The 16404-nt window shown below is 63.8% G+C and carries 15 protein-coding genes; 7 read left to right on the top strand and 8 right to left on the bottom strand.

Annotated features, from left to right (window positions below; translation table 11 throughout):
• Positions 1-18: 18 nt before the first annotated feature.
• The 5 genes from J3A98_RS14080 to J3A98_RS14060 are packed head-to-tail and all read left to right on the top strand — an operon-like array spanning position 19 to position 6518.
• A complete protein-coding gene (locus J3A98_RS14080) occupies positions 19-3486 on the top strand; it encodes a response regulator (RefSeq protein WP_209966888.1) in 3468 nt (1155 codons plus the stop codon).
• The gene (locus tag J3A98_RS14075) at positions 3483-4304 is read left to right on the top strand and encodes a protein-glutamate O-methyltransferase CheR (protein WP_021782092.1); all 822 of its coding nucleotides are present in this window, start codon (positions 3483-3485) and stop codon (positions 4302-4304) included. Before J3A98_RS14080 ends, J3A98_RS14075 begins: the two co-directional genes overlap by 4 nt.
• Complete coding sequence (locus J3A98_RS14070; RefSeq protein WP_209966886.1) at positions 4301-4876, top strand: chemotaxis protein CheB; 576 nt, start codon at positions 4301-4303, stop codon at positions 4874-4876. Before J3A98_RS14075 ends, J3A98_RS14070 begins: the two co-directional genes overlap by 4 nt.
• Positions 4870-6096 carry a hybrid sensor histidine kinase/response regulator gene (locus tag J3A98_RS14065; protein ID WP_209966885.1) on the top strand — a complete coding sequence of 409 codons (1227 nt, stop codon included), beginning with the start codon at positions 4870-4872 and terminating at the stop codon, positions 6094-6096. The genes J3A98_RS14070 and J3A98_RS14065 overlap by 7 nt, the downstream gene beginning before the upstream one ends.
• A gap of 44 nt (positions 6097-6140) precedes the next feature.
• Positions 6141-6518 (top strand): response regulator, encoded by a 378-nt coding sequence (locus J3A98_RS14060; protein ID WP_003256176.1) that lies wholly within the window; start codon positions 6141-6143, stop codon positions 6516-6518.
• A gap of 48 nt (positions 6519-6566) precedes the next feature.
• On the opposite strand, the gene J3A98_RS14055 is transcribed toward J3A98_RS14060, so the two are convergent.
• Genes J3A98_RS14055 through J3A98_RS14045 form a run of 3 tightly spaced genes read right to left on the bottom strand, consistent with a single transcriptional unit; the run spans position 6567 to position 9207 of the window.
• Positions 6567-7148: a TetR/AcrR family transcriptional regulator gene (locus tag J3A98_RS14055; protein WP_176682420.1), complete on the bottom strand. Its 582-nt coding sequence runs from the start codon at positions 7146-7148 to the stop codon at positions 6567-6569.
• Between the two features lie 12 nt (positions 7149-7160).
• Positions 7161-8009 (bottom strand): 3-hydroxybutyryl-CoA dehydrogenase, encoded by an 849-nt coding sequence (locus tag J3A98_RS14050; RefSeq protein ID WP_209966883.1) that lies wholly within the window; start codon positions 8007-8009, stop codon positions 7161-7163.
• A gap of 13 nt (positions 8010-8022) precedes the next feature.
• Positions 8023-9207: an acetyl-CoA C-acyltransferase family protein gene (locus tag J3A98_RS14045; protein ID WP_003256172.1), complete on the bottom strand. Its 1185-nt coding sequence runs from the start codon at positions 9205-9207 to the stop codon at positions 8023-8025.
• A gap of 168 nt (positions 9208-9375) precedes the next feature.
• Here J3A98_RS14045 and J3A98_RS14040 point away from each other — a divergent pair, with 168 nt between their 5' ends.
• Positions 9376-10464 carry an AraC family transcriptional regulator gene (locus J3A98_RS14040; RefSeq protein WP_209966881.1) on the top strand — a complete coding sequence of 363 codons (1089 nt, stop codon included), beginning with the start codon at positions 9376-9378 and terminating at the stop codon, positions 10462-10464.
• Between the two features lie 479 nt (positions 10465-10943).
• On the opposite strand, the gene J3A98_RS14035 is transcribed toward J3A98_RS14040, so the two are convergent.
• Positions 10944-11381: a carboxymuconolactone decarboxylase family protein gene (locus J3A98_RS14035; protein ID WP_209966879.1), complete on the bottom strand. Its 438-nt coding sequence runs from the start codon at positions 11379-11381 to the stop codon at positions 10944-10946.
• Between the two features lie 196 nt (positions 11382-11577).
• Between J3A98_RS14035 and J3A98_RS14030 the strand changes: the two genes are divergently transcribed.
• A complete protein-coding gene (locus J3A98_RS14030) occupies positions 11578-12774 on the top strand; it encodes a CynX/NimT family MFS transporter (RefSeq protein WP_209966877.1) in 1197 nt (398 codons plus the stop codon).
• Here J3A98_RS14030 and J3A98_RS14025 read toward each other — a convergent pair.
• The 4 genes from J3A98_RS14025 to glcF form a co-directional block, all read right to left on the bottom strand.
• Positions 12767-14200: a PLP-dependent aminotransferase family protein gene (locus tag J3A98_RS14025; RefSeq protein WP_209966874.1), complete on the bottom strand. Its 1434-nt coding sequence runs from the start codon at positions 14198-14200 to the stop codon at positions 12767-12769. The genes J3A98_RS14030 and J3A98_RS14025 overlap by 8 nt on opposite strands.
• Before the next feature lie 91 nt (positions 14201-14291).
• On the bottom strand, positions 14292-14630 hold the full coding sequence (locus J3A98_RS14020; protein ID WP_176682425.1) for a hypothetical protein: 339 nt from the start codon (positions 14628-14630) through the stop codon (positions 14292-14294).
• Between the two features lie 140 nt (positions 14631-14770).
• A complete protein-coding gene (locus J3A98_RS14015) occupies positions 14771-15169 on the bottom strand; it encodes a heme-binding protein (RefSeq protein ID WP_209966872.1) in 399 nt (132 codons plus the stop codon).
• Entirely contained in the window at positions 15162-16397 is a 1236-nt protein-coding gene (gene glcF, locus J3A98_RS14010) for a glycolate oxidase subunit GlcF (protein WP_209966870.1), read from the bottom strand. The genes J3A98_RS14015 and glcF overlap by 8 nt, the downstream gene beginning before the upstream one ends.
• Between the last annotated feature and the right edge of the window lie 7 nt (positions 16398-16404).

Here is a 16404-nt window from a genome sequence, read left to right as displayed (position 1 = left end):
TAGCTCGGGCGTTTTCTCATGATTCAAGCAGCCTCGATGGACCAGCGAAGCTTTCGCAAGCTGTTGAGCCGCAACATCGGCCTTCCCTTGGGGGTTGGCCTGCTGGGGGCCGTGGCCTTCGTCGCGGTGATCAACTATCTGCTTTCGGCCATGCAGTGGGTCGAGCACACCGACCGGGTGATCGGCAATGCCAACGATACGGTCAAGCTGTCGATCGACATGGAAACGGGCATGCGCGGCTTCCTGATCACGGGCGACGAGCGCTTCCTTGACCCCTACGAGGTGGCCAAGCCACGCATTTTCGGCAGCCTGCAGAGCCTGCGCGGCATGGTCGAGGACAACCCCCAGCAGGTCGACCGCATCGATCGGCTGATCGCCTTGCAGCAGGCCTGGAACGACTTCGGCAACCAGATGATTAACCTGCGTCGCAGCCAGGGCGATTACCAGACCTTGATCGGCAACGGCCGGGGCAAGCGCATCACTGATGAAATCCGCAAGGAATTCGACGACCTGATCAGTACCGAACAACAACTGCGCATGGCCCGCAACGAGAAAGTCAGTTCCGTCACCGTGATGGCGATCTCGTCATTCGTGCTGTTCATTGTCGGCCTCAGTGCATTGCTGGCCTACCTGGGCCGTCGTGACCTGCTGGCACTTTCGGCCAGCTATGATGAAAACCTGCAGGCCCAGCAACGCTCGGCGCAGCGCCTGGAGCACCAGGCGTGGTTGCGCACCGGCCAGACCCAGCTGGCGCAGCAGGTGCTCGGGCAGCTGACCTTGCCCATGCTTGGCGAGAACATCCTGCGCTTTTTTGCCTCTTATCTGGGCAGCGTGGTGGGCGCCGTGTACGTGCGCGACGAGCATGGCCGGCTGGTGCGCGTGGCCTGTTATGGCCTGGGTGCTGAAGAGCAGGCCCGCGAGCAGGTCGAACCGGACCACCATGGCCTGTTGGCCCAGGCGGTCCGCGAAGGCCGCTTGCTGCGCCTGGACGACCTGCCCGAAGACTTCTATCGCCTCAGTTCCGGCCTGGGCAGCGGCTTGCCGCGCAGTGCGCTGCTGATGCCGGCGACCGAAGACGGGCAGATCAACGGGGTGATCGAGCTGGGTTTCCTGCGCCCCTTGCAAGAGCGGGATGAAGAGCTGCTGGAGCGGGTCGGCGGCAACCTGGGCATGTCGATCGAGAGTGCGCGATATCGTCAGCGCCTGCAGGAAGTGCTGGCCGAAACCCAGCAACTCAATGAAGAGCTGCAGGTGCAGCAGGAAGAACTCAAGACTGCCAACGAAGAGCTCGAAGAACAGTCACGGGTGCTCAAGGAGTCTCAGGCCCATCTGGAGACCCAGCAGGCCGAACTCGAGCAGACCAACGAGCAGTTGTCCGAGCGCACTGAAGCACTGGACCGCAAGAACGATGAACTGAGCCAGGCGCAGCTGGAGCTGCAAGCCAGGGCCGACGACCTGCAGCGATCGAGCAAGTACAAGTCCGAATTCCTCGCCAACATGTCCCATGAGCTGCGCACGCCGCTCAACAGCTCGCTGATCCTGGCCAAGCTGCTGGCAGAAAACGGTGAAGGCAACCTCAGCGAAGAGCAGGTCAAGTTCGCCGAATCCATCTACTCGGCCGGCAACGATCTGCTCAATCTTATCAACGACATCCTCGATATCGCCAAGGTCGAGGCTGGCAAGCTCGAAGTACGGCCCGAGACCACCCAGGTAGAGCGACTGGTCGACGGCTTGCGCGGCATGTTCCAGCCACTTGCCGGTCACAAGGGGCTGGCCTTCGAGGTCAAGGTCGAGCCGCAGGTACCGACCACGCTGTTCACCGACCGTCAGCGCCTGGAGCAGATCCTCAAGAACCTGCTGTCCAACGCCATCAAGTTCACCGAGCGTGGCCAGGTCAGCATGAACGTCAGCTTCCAGGCTGGCAGCGGTATCGTGTTCGCGGTCCGTGACACCGGCATCGGCATTGCGGCCGATCAGCAGCAGGCGATCTTCGGCGCCTTCCACCAGGTCGATGGCACCAGCAATCGCCGCTATGGCGGCACTGGCCTGGGCCTGTCGATCTCCCGTGACCTGGCGCATTTGCTCGGTGGCCAGATCAATGTCGACAGCAGCCCCGGGCAAGGCAGCGTGTTCAGCCTGATTCTGCCGGAGCGCTATGCCGCCGAGGACGAAGGCGTCGAGCCGCAAAGCCTGCGCCCGGCCGTCGATGCGTTGCCGCCTGTACCGCAAGCGCCGTTGGCCGCCGCGGTCATGCGCCCGGCACCGGCTTTTGCCGACGACCGCGAGCGCGCCCCTTTCGATACCCGTTGCATTCTGGTGATCGAAGACGAGCCCAACTTTGCCCGCATCCTCTTCGACCTGGCCCATGAGCTGGGCTACAGCTGCCTGGTGGCCCATGGCGCCGACGAAGGCTTCGAGCTGGCCGCCCAGTACATTCCGGATGCGATCCTGCTGGATATGCGCCTGCCCGACCACTCGGGCCTGACCGTCCTGCAGCGCCTCAAGGAGCAGGCCGGCACCCGCCATATCCCGGTGCACATCATTTCGGTGGAAGACCGCGTCGAGGCGGCTATGCACATGGGGGCGGTGGGGTATGCGGTCAAACCCACCAGCCGCGAGGAGCTCAAGGAGGTGTTCGCTCGCCTGGAAGCCAAGCTTACGCAAAAGCTCAAGCACATCCTGCTGGTGGAAGACGACGACCTGCAGCGCGAGAGCATCGCTCGGCTGATCGGCGACGACGATGTCGAGATCACGGCCGTGGCCATGGCCCAGGATGCCCTGGCGCTGTTGCGCCAGAACATCTACGACTGCATGATTATCGACCTCAAACTGCCAGACATGCTCGGCAACGAGCTGCTCAAACGCATGACCGCAGAGGATATCCGCGCCTTCCCGCCGGTGATCGTGTATACCGGCCGCAACCTCACCCGTGAGGAAGAAGCCGACCTGCTCAAGTATTCACGCTCGATCATCATCAAGGGCGCACGTTCGCCGGAGCGCCTGCTGGACGAAGTGACGCTGTTCCTGCACAAGGTCGAATCGCAGTTGTCCAACGAACGTCAGCGCATGCTCAAGACCGCGCGCAGCCGCGACAAGGTGTTCGAGGGCCGCAAGGTGCTGCTGGTGGACGACGATGTGCGTAATATCTTCGCCCTGACCAGTGCCCTGGAGCACAAGGGCGCCATTGTCGAAATCGGCCGCAACGGGCGCGAAGCCATCGAGCGCCTGGAGCAGCATGACGACATCGACCTGGTGCTGATGGACGTGATGATGCCGGAGATGGACGGCTTCGAGGCCACCCGCCTGATCCGTCAGCAACCGCGCTGGCGCAAACTGCCGATCATCGCCGTGACCGCCAAGGCCATGAAGGATGACCAGCAGCGTTGCCTGCAAGCCGGTGCCAATGATTACCTGGCCAAGCCGATCGATCTGGACCGCCTGTTCTCGTTGATCCGTGTCTGGCTGCCGCAACTGGAGCGAATTTGACTAGCGAACGCAACACCGACATCGAGATCCGGCTGCTGATCGAGGCGATCTACCTCAAGTACAGCTACGATTTCCGCAATTATTCCGGCGCTTCGATCAAGCGCCGGATTCTCCACGCGCTGCGTCAGTTCGATTGCCTGACGGTGTCTGCGTTGCAGGAGCGTGTGCTGCACGACCCGGGCATGTTCATGCAGTTGCTGCAGTACCTGACGATCCCGGTCAGCGAGATGTTCCGTGACCCTGACCACTTCCTTGCCGTGCGCAACGAAGTGGTGCCGCTGCTGCGTACCTGGCCCTCGATCAAGGTCTGGATCGCGGGCTGCAGCACGGGGGAAGAGGTGTATTCCATGGCCATCCTGTTGCGTGAGGAAGGGTTGCTTGAACGCACCATCATCTACGCCACCGACATCAACCCGCATTCGCTGGACAAGGCCAAGCAGGGTATCTACTCGATGCAGAGCATGCGCGAATACGAGGAAAACTACCGCCTGGCCGGTGGCCGTCGTGACTTTGCCGAGTACTACACCGCCGCCTATGGCAACGCCATCATGGACAGCAGCCTGCGCGACAACGTGACCTTCGCCGACCACAGCCTGGCCACCGACAGCGTGTTCTCCGAGACCCAACTGGTGTCGTGCCGCAATGTGCTGATCTACTTCAACAAGGACCTGCAGGATCGGGCGCTGGGCCTGTTTCATGAATCGCTCTGCCACCGGGGTTTCCTGGTGTTGGGTAGCAAGGAGTCGGTGGACTTTTCGGCCTACAGCGAACGTTTCGAGCCGCTGGTCAAGCCCCAACGGATCTTCCGTAAATCATGAGCGGCGTACGTGCAGTGGTGATCGGCGCCTCGGCGGGTGGCGTGGCGGCATTGTTCCAGGTGCTCGGCGCGCTGCCATCGGCGTTCGCCATACCGGTGCTCTGCGTGCTGCACCTGCCGGACGATCGCCACAGCCAGCTGGCTGGCGTGATGCAGCGGCGGCTGCATCGACCGGTGTGCGAGGCACGTGACAAGGAAAGGATCCGCAGCGGGCAGATCTATGTGGCGGGGCCGGGTTACCACTTGTCGGTGGAGCGCGACCTGACGCTGTCGCTGAGCCAGGAGGAACCGGTGCATTTCTCGCGCCCCGCGATTGATTTCCTGTTCATCTCGGCGGCCGATGCCTACGGCGACGGCCTGCTGGGTGTGCTGCTCACCGGGGCCAACGAAGACGGCGCCAGGGGTCTTGCATACATCAAGAACAATGGGGGGCGCACGATCGTCCAGGACCCTCGTGACGCACAGGTTGCCCTGATGCCGGAGGCCGCTCTGGCCCTGCACCAGCCCGACCATATCCTTACTCTGAGCGGTATCGGGCAGTTGCTCGCGACCTTGGAATACAGCGCATGCTAAGCCACACCATCGCCAAACTGCTGATTGTCGACGACTTGCCGGAAAACCTGCTGGCGCTCGAGGCCCTGATCCAGGGCGAGGACCGTGAGGTGCACCAGGCCCAGTCTGCCGAGGCTGCGTTGTCGTTGCTGCTCGAGCACGAGTTTGCACTGGCCATTCTCGATGTGCAGATGCCGGGCATGAACGGTTTCGAACTGGCCGAGCTGATGCGCGGCACCGACAAGACCAAGCACATCCCGATCGTCTTCGTCAGCGCGGCGGGCCGCGAGATGAATTATGCCTTCAAGGGCTACGAGAGCGGGGCCGTGGATTTTCTGCACAAGCCGCTCGACACCCTGGCGGTGAAAAGCAAGGTCTCGGTGTTCGTCGACCTGTTCCGCCAGCGCAAGGTGCTTGGCCGGCAACTGGAAGCCCTGGAGCAGAGCCGCCAGGAGCAGGAGTTGCTGCTCAGCCAGTTGCAGGTGGCACGGAGTGAACTGGAGCATGCCGTGCGCATGCGTGACGACTTCATGTCGATCGTCTCCCATGAGGTGCGTACGCCGCTCAATGGCTTGATCCTGGAAACCCAGTTGCGCAAGATGCACCTGGCACGGGGCAACCTGGACGCCTTCAGTGTCGACAAGCTGCAAGCCATGGTCGAGCGTGACGAGCGGCAGATCAACAGCCTGATCCGGTTGGTCGAGGACATGCTTGATGTTTCGCGCATCCGTACCGGTAAATTGTCGCTGCGGCCCAAGCTGTTTGACTTGGGCCAACTGGTGCGTGGGCTGGTGGAAAACTTCACGGCACAGGCCCTGGCCCTGGAAACACACATCGAATTGCAGCGTTGCGAAGCGCTGAAGGGGGAGTGGGACGAATTCCGGATTGAACAAGTAGTGGCCAACCTGTTGTCCAATGCAATGCGTTACGGCGAGCGCAATCCGGTGCAGGTACGGGTGTTCGAGCAGGGCGGCATGGCCTGGGTGCAGGTACAGGATCACGGCATCGGTATCAGCGCCGTCAACCAGCAGCGGATCTTCCAGCAGTTCGAGCGGGTCGCTGCCCAGCAGGCCAGCGGAGGTCTGGGCCTGGGGTTGTACATCTCCGAGCAGATCGTCCAGGCGCACGGTGGCCGGATACAGGTTGAAAGCGAGGAGGGCAAGGGGGCCACATTCACCCTGCAATTACCGCTGGCAACATTCAAAGAACAAAACGACCAGGCGCGAGCAACCTCTGTGTAAGCCTGGGGTCTGATGGCCAACTGTAAGTATTTCAAGGCGTTAACATGAGTGAAGATGCACAAGATGTGGTTCTGGTCGTCGAGGATGAACCGGCGATTCGCATGATTTTGCGCGATTACCTGGCGGGTGAGGGGTACCACGTCCTGGTGGCTGAAGATGGCGAGCAGGCGTTTGCCATCCTGGCCAGCAAGCCGCACCTGGACCTGATGGTGACGGACTTCCGTTTGCCAGGCGGGATCTCGGGCGTGGATATTGCCGAGCCCGCGGTGAAGTTGCGGCCAGACCTGAAGGTGATCTTCATCAGCGGCTACCCGGCGGAGATTCTCGAATCTGGTAGCCCGATCACCCGCAAGGCACCTATCCTGGCCAAGCCGTTTGACCTGGATACCTTGCACGAGCAGATCCAGTCGCTGTTGCGTTGAGGCATCCGGCCTCTTCGCGGGGCAAGCCCGCGCAGGGGCCCTGGCAGGCTATCGCAGCGTCCGCTCAATCCCGCCGACCAGCAAGTTTTCCATCAGCTCCAACCCCTGTTCTTCAGGCAATGCTTTGAGTAACCCCGGCAGCTGATTGAGAAGCGTCGCCAGTACATGCGCTGTGGCGTCCAACGCTTGCCCCGGCAGTTTTGCTTGCGGTGCGATCAGGCGCAGCAAGCCTGCCTCATAACGCTTGCGCAACGCTGCAAGGTGCGCCTGTTGCGCCTCACTCAAACAACACAAATCCCGCTCGGCCAGCCGAAACTGCAGCGGCCGCTCGGCATGCAGCTGCCAGTGCGCAGCAATCAGGCAGCTCAACGCCGATGCCCCACGGGCCATGGCCCGGCGGGCCTGGTCCAGCGTGGCTTGCAGCTCTTCGTACAACTCTTCGATCAAGTCGTACAGCAGGTCCTGCTTGCTGGGGAAGTGATGGTACAGCGAGCCGGCGGTCAGCCCCACATGGGCCGCCAGCTCGCGCATGCTGACCTGGCCAAAGCCCTTTTCGGCAAACAATGCCATGGCCCGGTCACGTCGCTCCTCAAAGTTGGCACAGCGCATTGCGGCATTGACCGGGGGCATGGTGCTTGGTCCTCAGTAGGTGAAGAAACCGCGACCGCTCTTGCGCCCCAGCCAGCCGGCCGCGACCATTTCCTTGAGCAGTGGAGCAGGGCGGTACTTGCTGTCGTTGAAGCCGTCATGGAAGGCCTCCATGATCGCCAGCAGGGTGTCCAGCCCGATCAGGTCGGCCAGGGCCAGCGGGCCGATCGGCTGGTTGCAGCCCAGGCGCATGCCGGTGTCGATATCCTCGGCACTGGCCAGGCCTTCCTGGCGCACGAAGATCGCCTCGTTGATCATCGGCACCAGGATGCGGTTGACCACGAAGCCCGGGCGGTTACCGGCGGTGATCGGGGTCTTGCCGACTTTTTCCGTCACCAGCAGTGCCTGGGCGTAGGTGCTGTCGCTGGTCTGCAGGCCACGAATGATCTCCACCAGCGCCATCATCGGTACCGGGTTGAAGAAGTGCACACCAATGAAGCGCTCGGGGTGCTCGATGCAGGCGGCCAGTTGAGTCACCGAAAGCGACGAGGTGTTGGTGGCGATCAGGCAGTCGGCGGCGACGTTGGCTGCCACCTGCTGCAGGATGCGCTGCTTGAGCTGCAGGTTCTCGGTAGCCGCCTCGATCACCAGGTGGGCAGCGCTGAGCTGGGTGTAGTCGGTGTTGGTGCGGATGCGTGCTTTGGCGGCTGCGGCTTTGTCGGCGTCGAGGGTGCCTTTGCTCACCTGGCGCTCAAGGTTCTTGCTCAAGGTGGCCATGCCGCGCTCAAGCGCTGCGTCGGAAACATCCACCAGCAGCACCTGGTAGCCGGCAATGGCGCACACCTGGGCAATGCCGTTGCCCATGGTGCCCGCGCCGATCACGGCGATCTGTTCAATGCTCATGTGTCAGCCTCCCTCAGACGCGCTCGAACACGACGGCGATGCCTTGGCCACCGCCGATACACATCGTGGCCAGGGCGTAGCGGCCCTGGATGCGCTGCAGCTCATGGATGGCCTTGGTGGCGATGATCGCACCGGTGGCACCCACCGGGTGGCCCAGGGAAATGCCCGAGCCGTTGGGGTTGACCTTTTCCGGGTCGAAGCCCAGCTCGCGGGCAACGGCACAGGCCTGGGCGGCGAAGGCCTCGTTGGACTCGATCACATCCAGGTCTTGTAGGTTCAGGCCGGTTTTTTCCAGCACTTTGCGGGTGGCGGGGATCGGCCCCAGGCCCATCAGCTCAGGTTCCACCCCGGCGTGGGCATAGCCCACCAGGCGTGCCAGAGGCTTCAGGCCCAGGCGGCGCACCGCGTCACCTGTGGCCAACACCAGGCCGGCGGCGCCATCGTTGATACCGCTGGCGTTGCCGGCGGTGACGGTACCGTCTTTCTTGAATACCGGCTTCATGCCGGCCAGTTGCTCGGCGGTTACATCAGCACGCACATGCTCGTCGACACTGAACTGCACGCTGCCTTTGCGGGTTTTCAGCTCCAGCGCAACGATCTGGCTGGCGAAGCGGCCCTCGGCAATGGCCCGAGCAGCGCGGCGCTGGCTGGTCAGGGCCAGTTCGTCCTGCATTTCGCGGGTAATGCCGTGCTTGGCCGAAACGTTCTCGGCGGTAATGCCCATGTGGAAGTGCTGGAAGGGGTCCTGCAGTACGCCGACGGTATAGTCGATGCCTTGCAGATCACCCATGCGTGCACCCCAGCGCGCTTGTGGCAGCAGGTAAGGGCCACGGCTCATGGATTCGGCGCCGGCCGCGACGGCCACGTCGGTGTCGCCCAGCAACAGGCCCTGGGCCGCAGAGACAATGGCCTGCAGGCCAGAGCCGCACAGGCGGTTGACGTTGAATGCCGGCGTTTCCTTGGGGATGCCGGCGTTCATTGCCGCTACCCGTGCCAGGTAGGCGTCACGCGGTTCGGTGGGGATTACCGTGCCCATCACCAGGTGGCCGACTTGCTCGGCGGCCAGGCCCGAACGCTCGATGGCGGCGCGGGTCACGGCGCTGGCCAGGTCGGCCAGTGGCAGGTCCTTGAGAGAACCGCCGAAGCCACCAATGGCTGAACGGACGGCACTGACGACGTAGATTTCTGCGCTGCTCATAAGGGCTCCGATTGCGAAGGCGTGGCGGGACCGGGCCAGGCTCTGCGAGAATGGTTGGCGGCCCCGAAGTGGGATCGAGTCTAGGCAAAGGCTCTGTTGCAGCCTATGCCGGATCTGTTCAAACAACCTGGCACTTTTTGCCACTCAGCATAGACAGCGAAAACCGCCATGCGCGAAAGCGATTCAGTCGCCGTGTACTTCCTCAACGCCATGCTCCACGCTCTGCGCGACACCCCCGCCGAGCGTGACGCCCAGCTGCTTGCAGTGGGCATCGCCCCGCAGCTGCTCGATCAGCCTCAGGCGCGGGTGCCGGCCAAGGCGTTCGCCCAGCTGTGGCTGGCGTTGATCCAGCGCCTGGACGATGAGTTCTTTGGCCTCGACAGCCATGGTATGCCGCTGGGCAGTTTCGCCCTGATCTGCCGGGGCTTGATCCTCGAACCGAACCTGGAAAAGGCCTTGCGCCAGTGCATGGGGGGCTTCGGCCTGTTCCTGCGTGACCTGCGTGGCAGCCTGACAGTACGTGGCGGTCGGGCGTTGATCAGCGTGCAGTCGAACATTGCCGACCCCTTGACTCGGGTGTATGCCGAGGAAACTTACCTGGTGCTGATGATCGGCATGCTGTGCTGGCTGGCCGGGCGGCGAATTGCCATCGACCGCACGGAGCTCGCGGTGTCGCGCCCGGCCCAAGAGGACGACTTGCTGCTGTGGGGGCCGGACCTGCGCCTGGGCAGCGGACGCACCGAGGTGGAGTTCGACAGCGCTTACCTGCGCCTGCCGGTGGTGCAGGACCGGGCGGCTTTGAAGACCTTCCTGCGCAGTGCGCCGCAGGGCCTGGTGATCCGCTTTCGCAATCAGAACGGGCTGGTGGCTGAGGTGTATCGGCACCTGCGGGCATTGCGCTATGGGCAGTGGCCGACATTGGCCGCGCTGGCGCAGCAGCAGGGGATCAGTGCCAGTACCTTTCGCCGGCAGTTGGAGCGGGAGGGGCGTTCGTACCAGCAGATCAAGGATGAAGTGCGCCGGGCCATGGCCTTCGAGCGGTTGCGCGAAGGGGCGTTGAGCATCGCCGAAATTGCCGAGCAGGCGGGGTTTCAGGAACCGAGTGCGTTCCACCGGGCGTTCAAGAAGTGGACCGGGCAGAGCCCAGGAAGCTACCGGGCGCGGCTGGCCGGCCTGCGTTCTACCTGTGGGAGCGGGCTTGCCCGCGAAGAAACCAATGTGGTGGATGGCACCGGCTCTGCCGGTGTTCGCGGGTAAACCCGCTCCTACAGGGCACGCACAGAATTGTAGGAGCGGGCACGCCCGCGAAGAAACCAATGCGGTGGATGGCACCGGCTCTGCCGGTGTTCGCGGGTAAACCCGCTCCTACAGGGCACGCACAGAATTGTAGGAGCAGGCATGCCCGCGAAGAAACCAATGCGGTGGATGGCACCGGCTCTGCCGGTGTTCGCGGGTAAACCCGCTCCTACAGGGCACGCACAGAATTGTAGGAGCAGGCATGCCCGCGAAGAAACCAACGCGGTGGATGGCACCGGCTCTGCCGGTGTTCGCGGGTAAACCCGCTCCTACAGGGCACGCACAGAATTGTAGGAGCAGGCATGCCCGCGAAGAAACCAATGCGGTGGATGGCACCGGCTCTGCCGGTGTTCGCGGGTAAACCCGCTCCTACAGGGCACGCACAGAATTGTAGGAGCGGGCTTGCCCGCGAATAGGCCAGCACAGGCCGCCCGAAAGAATCAGGCCGGCACCATGGCAAAGCCGACACCGAACCGGTTCCAGGCATTGATGGTGGCAATTGCCAAAGTCAGGTTGGCCACCTCGCCCGGCTCGAAGTGTTCCTGCAGGGCTTCATATTGCTCTTGCGGCGCACCCAGTTCAGGCAAGCGGGTCAGGCTCTCGACCCAGGCTAGCGCAGCACGTTCACGCGGCGTGAAGTAGCTGGTTTCCTGCCACACGCACAGGGTCTGCAAGCGTGCTTCGGTCTCACCGGCCTTGCGCGCATCGTTGGCGTGCAGGTTGACGCAGTAGGCGCAGTCGTTGATCTGCGAAGCGCGCAGGCGTATCAGCTCCAGCAGCGAGTTCTCAAGGCCGCTGTTGGCCAGGGCCTGCTCCAGGCCGACCATGGCTTTGTAGGCTTGTGGGGCGTGTTTGGCCCATTCGATACGGTTGTGCATGGCAGTCTCCAACGTGCGGGGGTAGGGCGCTACTGTAGCGCCGCTCATTGGCCACCCCGATAGCCAATTTTGCGCATAAGCGGGAGGCCAATCGCCCATTCAGGTGGCCACTGACCTGCATCCAATCTCTTCATTTCTGCCAAGTCAGCCGAGCCGGGATAATGGCCAGTTCCTGCTTCAAGAGAACCGATTCACAATGAGAGCTGCACTGAACCTGTTGCTGGTGATCCTGCTGGCGTTGAACCTGCGGCCGATCCTGACCAGTATCGGCCCGTTACTCGAACCCATGCGCGCCAGCACCGGCCTGGGTTACCAGCAGGCTGCCCTGCTGACGGCGCTACCGGTGCTGTGCATGGGCCTGGTGCCCTTGTTGCAACCGTGGCTGCGACGCTGGGTCAGCGAGCACGGCGGCATGCTTGCGGGCCTGGCCGCGATTGCCCTGGCCTGCCTGTGGCGCCTGCAACTGGGTAGCGCCTGGGCGCTGATCGCCAGTGCGCTGGTGGCTGGCCTGGGCGTGGCGGTGGTGCAGGGCATGATGCCGGGGCTGGTCAACCGCTGGTTCCCCGGGCGTCTGGCCGGGGCGATGGGGCTGTACTCGGCGGCACTGATGAGCGGCGGCGGCCTGGCTGCAGTACTCGGGCCACACATCAGCGGCCATTTCGGCTACTGGCAGGCGGGCTTGGGCGTATGGGCGGTCCCGGCCGTGCTGGCGTTGCTGGCGTGGGCCGTGCTGCGGCCAAGGCAGGAGGCGCCGAAGCTGGGAACGGCCACTGGCGGGCACTGGTTCGGCAGTCGCCGGGCGTGGTTGCTGGCCCTGTACTTCGGCCTGATCAACGGCGGCTACACCAGCATGGTGGCCTGGTTGCCGGCTTACCACATCGAGCACGGCGGCAGTGCTCAGGGCGGTGCCGACCTGGTGGGCCTGATGACCGTCTTCCAGGTGCTCGGTGCGCTTGGCCTACCGTTGCTGCTGCGACGTTGGGCAGACAGGCGCCCCGGTCTGTCCCTGGCATTGGCGATCCAGTTGGCGGGCTTCCTGGGTCTTTTGCTGGTACCTGCGGGGGCTTCCGGGCTTTGGGTCGCCATGATCGGCTTTGGCTTGGGTGCCTGCTTCAGCCAGTGCCTGACGTTGACCCTGGAACACCTGAAAACGCCTGCCGAGGCCGGCAGCCTGGCGGCGTTCGTACAGGGCATCGGCTTTATCATCACCGGCATCGTGCCGTATATCACCGGTTGGCTGCGGGATGTCAGTGGCGACTTCCAGGCTTCGTGGACGCTGTTGACCGTGACCGTGCTGGCAATGCTGCTGGTGACCGTGTGCTTCAACCCGCGCGGCTATGCGGCGGCCATCGCCCGCCCGACTGCAGCAGGCAAGGCCGCAGCAGTCAACTGAGGCGTTGCAGGGTATCGCGCACCCGGTCCAGCGCCGGGTCGATATCCAGTAGTTCGATCGCGCCGAAGCCCATCAACAGCCCCGGCCGTACCGGCGTCTCGCTGAAGAAGGGCGCCAGTGAATACAGGCCGACTTCTACCTTGCGCGAGAGATTGGCCAGCAGTTCCACATCCACCCCAGGTGTAGCCAAGGCACTGAGGTGGAAGCCGGCGCTGGCGGGGATGGCGCGGAACCACGGTGCCAGATCGCCGCCCAGGCGCGCCAGGATGCGCTCGCGGCGTGCGCTGTAGACCTCGTGGCAGCGGCGGATGTGCTTGTTCAGGTGGCCTTCGCCAAGGAAGCGCGCCAGCGCCCACTGCAGCAGGGTAGGGCTGTGCCAGTCACTGAGGTGCTTGGCCACGCAAGCGGCCTGCAGTACGGCAGGCGGTAATACGGCATAGCCCAGGCGCAGCTCGGGCAGCAAGGTCTTGGAGAAGGTCCCGACGTAGGCTACCAGCCCATGCCGGTCCAGGCGCTGCAGCGCGTCCGAGGCTGGCCCGTGGTAGCGGAATTCACAGTCGTAGTCGTCTTCGATGATCAGCGCACCCAGCTCGGCGGCCCGCGCAAGCAGGGCATGCCGGCGTGGCTCGCTCATCGGCATGCCCAGCGGGAACTGGTGCGAGGGTGTTACGTAGATAAGCTGGGTACCATCGGCGATCTGTTCCACGCACAGGCCTTCATCATCCACTGGCACCGATTGCAGGCGTGCACCCAGGGCCAGGAACAATTGCCGTGCTGGCGGGTAGCCGGGATCCTCCATGGCCACTTGGCAGCCCGGTTCGACCAGCACCCGGGCGATCAGGTCCAGCGCCTGCTGGGCGCCGTTGCACACCAGCAGGTCGGCTGCGCTGCAGTGCACCCCGCGCGAGTAGGCGATGTGGTGGGCAATGGCTTCGCGCAGTTCCGGCAAGCCCTGGGCCGGGAATTGTCGCTCGGGGTGGCGCTGGCTACGGCGCAGGGCGTAGTTCAGGCAACTGCGCCACTGGTCGAAGGGGAACTGGGCCTTGCTCGAAGCACCACCGACGAAGTCATAGCGCGATGGCGCCTGCAACTGGCGTTGGCTGAGCACGGTGGCGCGCTGCTGCCAGCGCTCGAGGGAGGCGGCGCCGGCCAGGGGGATGGTGGCTGATTCGGTGCTGCGCAGCGGATGGCGTGGGGTGACGAATGTGCCACGGCCGACCACGCCGTTGAGCAGGTTGTCGTAGGTCAGCCGCGAATAGGCCTCGGCCACGGTCTTGCGCGATACGCCCAGTTGTTCAGCCAGCAGGCGGGTGGGCGGCAGTTGGGTGCCGGCGGCCAGGTGGCCGCTGTCGATACCGTCGCGCAGTTGCTGGTAAAGCTGATCGGCCAGGCCTTTGCGGCCCTCCAGGCGAATGTGCAGTTCCATGGGCGGGTCCGGAGCGGAGGATTGCTCAGGATAGCGGATTGGCTGCGACTCAGGTGCTTGTCACCGGCTACGATGATGCCAAGCCAACCGCTCAGAGCCGGGCGGTGCTGACAGTGATGTAGCCTTTTTCTGCCAGGGCAATGCGTATCACGGTTTCATCTTCCGGCGCGTTGCGGTTGCGCTTGATGCGCACGCCTTCTACCGTCGAAGCCTTCATATGCTCTGAAATGGCCCGTCCGTTCGCGTCGAAGAACACCTCGCTGGCCAGCAACTCGATGCGTTCGATCAATTGCCGGGAATGTTCATCGGTGACGCAGAAGAACATGACCCCCGACAAGTGCGGGTCGTTGTCGGGGTTGGTCATGTCATGGGCCAACATTTCGCGCAGGCTGCTGCGCAGTTCGGCGATGGGGCGGGCGTACGGGTGCATGCGGAGCCTCCTCTGGATCGCGACCTTGCGTCCTCCAGCGCCGATCATGTTTTCTCTGGGTAGGGACATCAAGTAAGGCGCTTCTGAGGCTCGTGTAGGAAATGCCTTTAAGGTGCGGAGGCGGGGTCGAATCGCAGGATCTACAAGGCGGCAGCCCCAGCCTTGGCCACTTGGGCATCCTGTTCGGATTTGACGCCTGATACACCGATGGCGCCCACCAGCTGGCCTTCCACCCGCAGCGGCACGCCACCTTCCAGGCTGGTCAGCAGGGGGGCGGTCACGAATGCAGTACGGCCACCATTGACCATCTCTTCATAATCCCGCGTCTCTTTGCGCCCCAGTGCGGCGGTGCGGGCCTTTTCCAGCGCGATATAGGCACTGGCCGGCGCGCAGCCGTCCAGGCGTTCCAGGGCCAGTGGGTGGCCGCCGTCGTCGACCACGGCGATGGTCACGCTCCATGCTCGGGCCTGGGCTTCCTGGCGGGCGGCGGTCAGTACGCGGGCGATTTCGGTCTGGCCGATAACGAACTTGCTATGCATGGGCGGGCTCCGGGTTCAAGGCTGCTTCGACGATTTCGATCCAGTGGCGCACGGGCGTGCGTCCAGCCCCGTCGAGGTGGGCCTGGCAGCCTATGTTGGCTGTGGCAATGAGGTGCGGTTTACCGCTTTCCAGCGCATTCAGACGATTGTCGCGAAGTTGCAGTGACAGTTCAGGCTGGGTCAGCGAATAGGTCCCCGCCGAGCCGCAGCACAGGTGACCATCGGGCACCGAGGTCAGGGTAAAGCCGAGCCGCGTCAGCAACGCTTCTACCTCACCGCCCAGCTTCAGGGCGTGCTGCAGGGTGCATGGGCAGTGGAAGGCCAGGCGCTGTTCGGCGCACAGGGCCAATTGTTCGATCGGCTCATCGCGCAAGATTTCCACCAGATCGCGGGAAAGGGCGCTGACCCGGGCGGCCTTGACAGCGTAATGGGGGTCTTTTTCCAGCAGGTGCCCATAGTCGCGGACAAACGCACCACAGCCGCTGGCGGTCTGCACGATAGCCTCGGCACCCGCTTCGATGGCGGGCCACCAGGCGTCGATATTGCGCCGTGCCCGCTGCAGGCCTTGCGCCTGAGCATTCAGGTGATAGTCCACCGCGCCACAGCATCCGGCTTGCCGGATCGGTTGCACGCTGATGCCCAGGCGGTCGAGCAGCCGCGCAGCAGCGGCATTGGTATTGGGTGACAGGGCCGGTTGCACGCAGCCTTCCAGCATCAGTACCCGGCGCGCATGGCGCACTGCCGGACGCTGGCCGGGTGGGGTGACCTGCGCCGGCAACTTGCGTTTGACTGAGGCCGGTAGCAGCGGGCGCAGCGCCTGGCCGCTGCGGGTCAGGGCATTGAACAGTGCCGGGTGCGGCACCACCGCACGCAGGCCCAGGCGCAACAGGCGCTGGCCGAGCGGGCGTGGCACCTGCTGCTCGACCACCGCGCGGCCGATGTCCAGCAGATCGTGGTACTTCACCCCGGATGGGCAGGTGGTTTCGCAGTTGCGGCAGGTCAGGCAGCGGTCCAGGTGCAATTGGGTACTGGCGGTGACCGGCTCGCCTTCGAGCATCTGCTTGATCAGGTAGATTCGCCCGCGCGGGCCGTCCAGTTCGTCGCCCAGCAACTGGTAAGTAGGGCAGGTGGCGGTGCAGAAACCGCAATGTACGCAGGTGCGCAGGATGCGCTCGGCTTCGTCGGCGCGGGCCAGGCGGCGCGATGTTTCGCTAAGGTTGGTTTGCATGGTCTGG

The sequence above is a fragment of the Pseudomonas sp. BP6 genome, from assembly GCF_017875935.1.
Classification (GTDB): domain Bacteria; phylum Pseudomonadota; class Gammaproteobacteria; order Pseudomonadales; family Pseudomonadaceae; genus Aquipseudomonas; species Aquipseudomonas putida_Y.
Note: the sequence above shows the minus strand (reverse complement) of the source record. Positions and strands in the feature narration are given on the sequence as shown.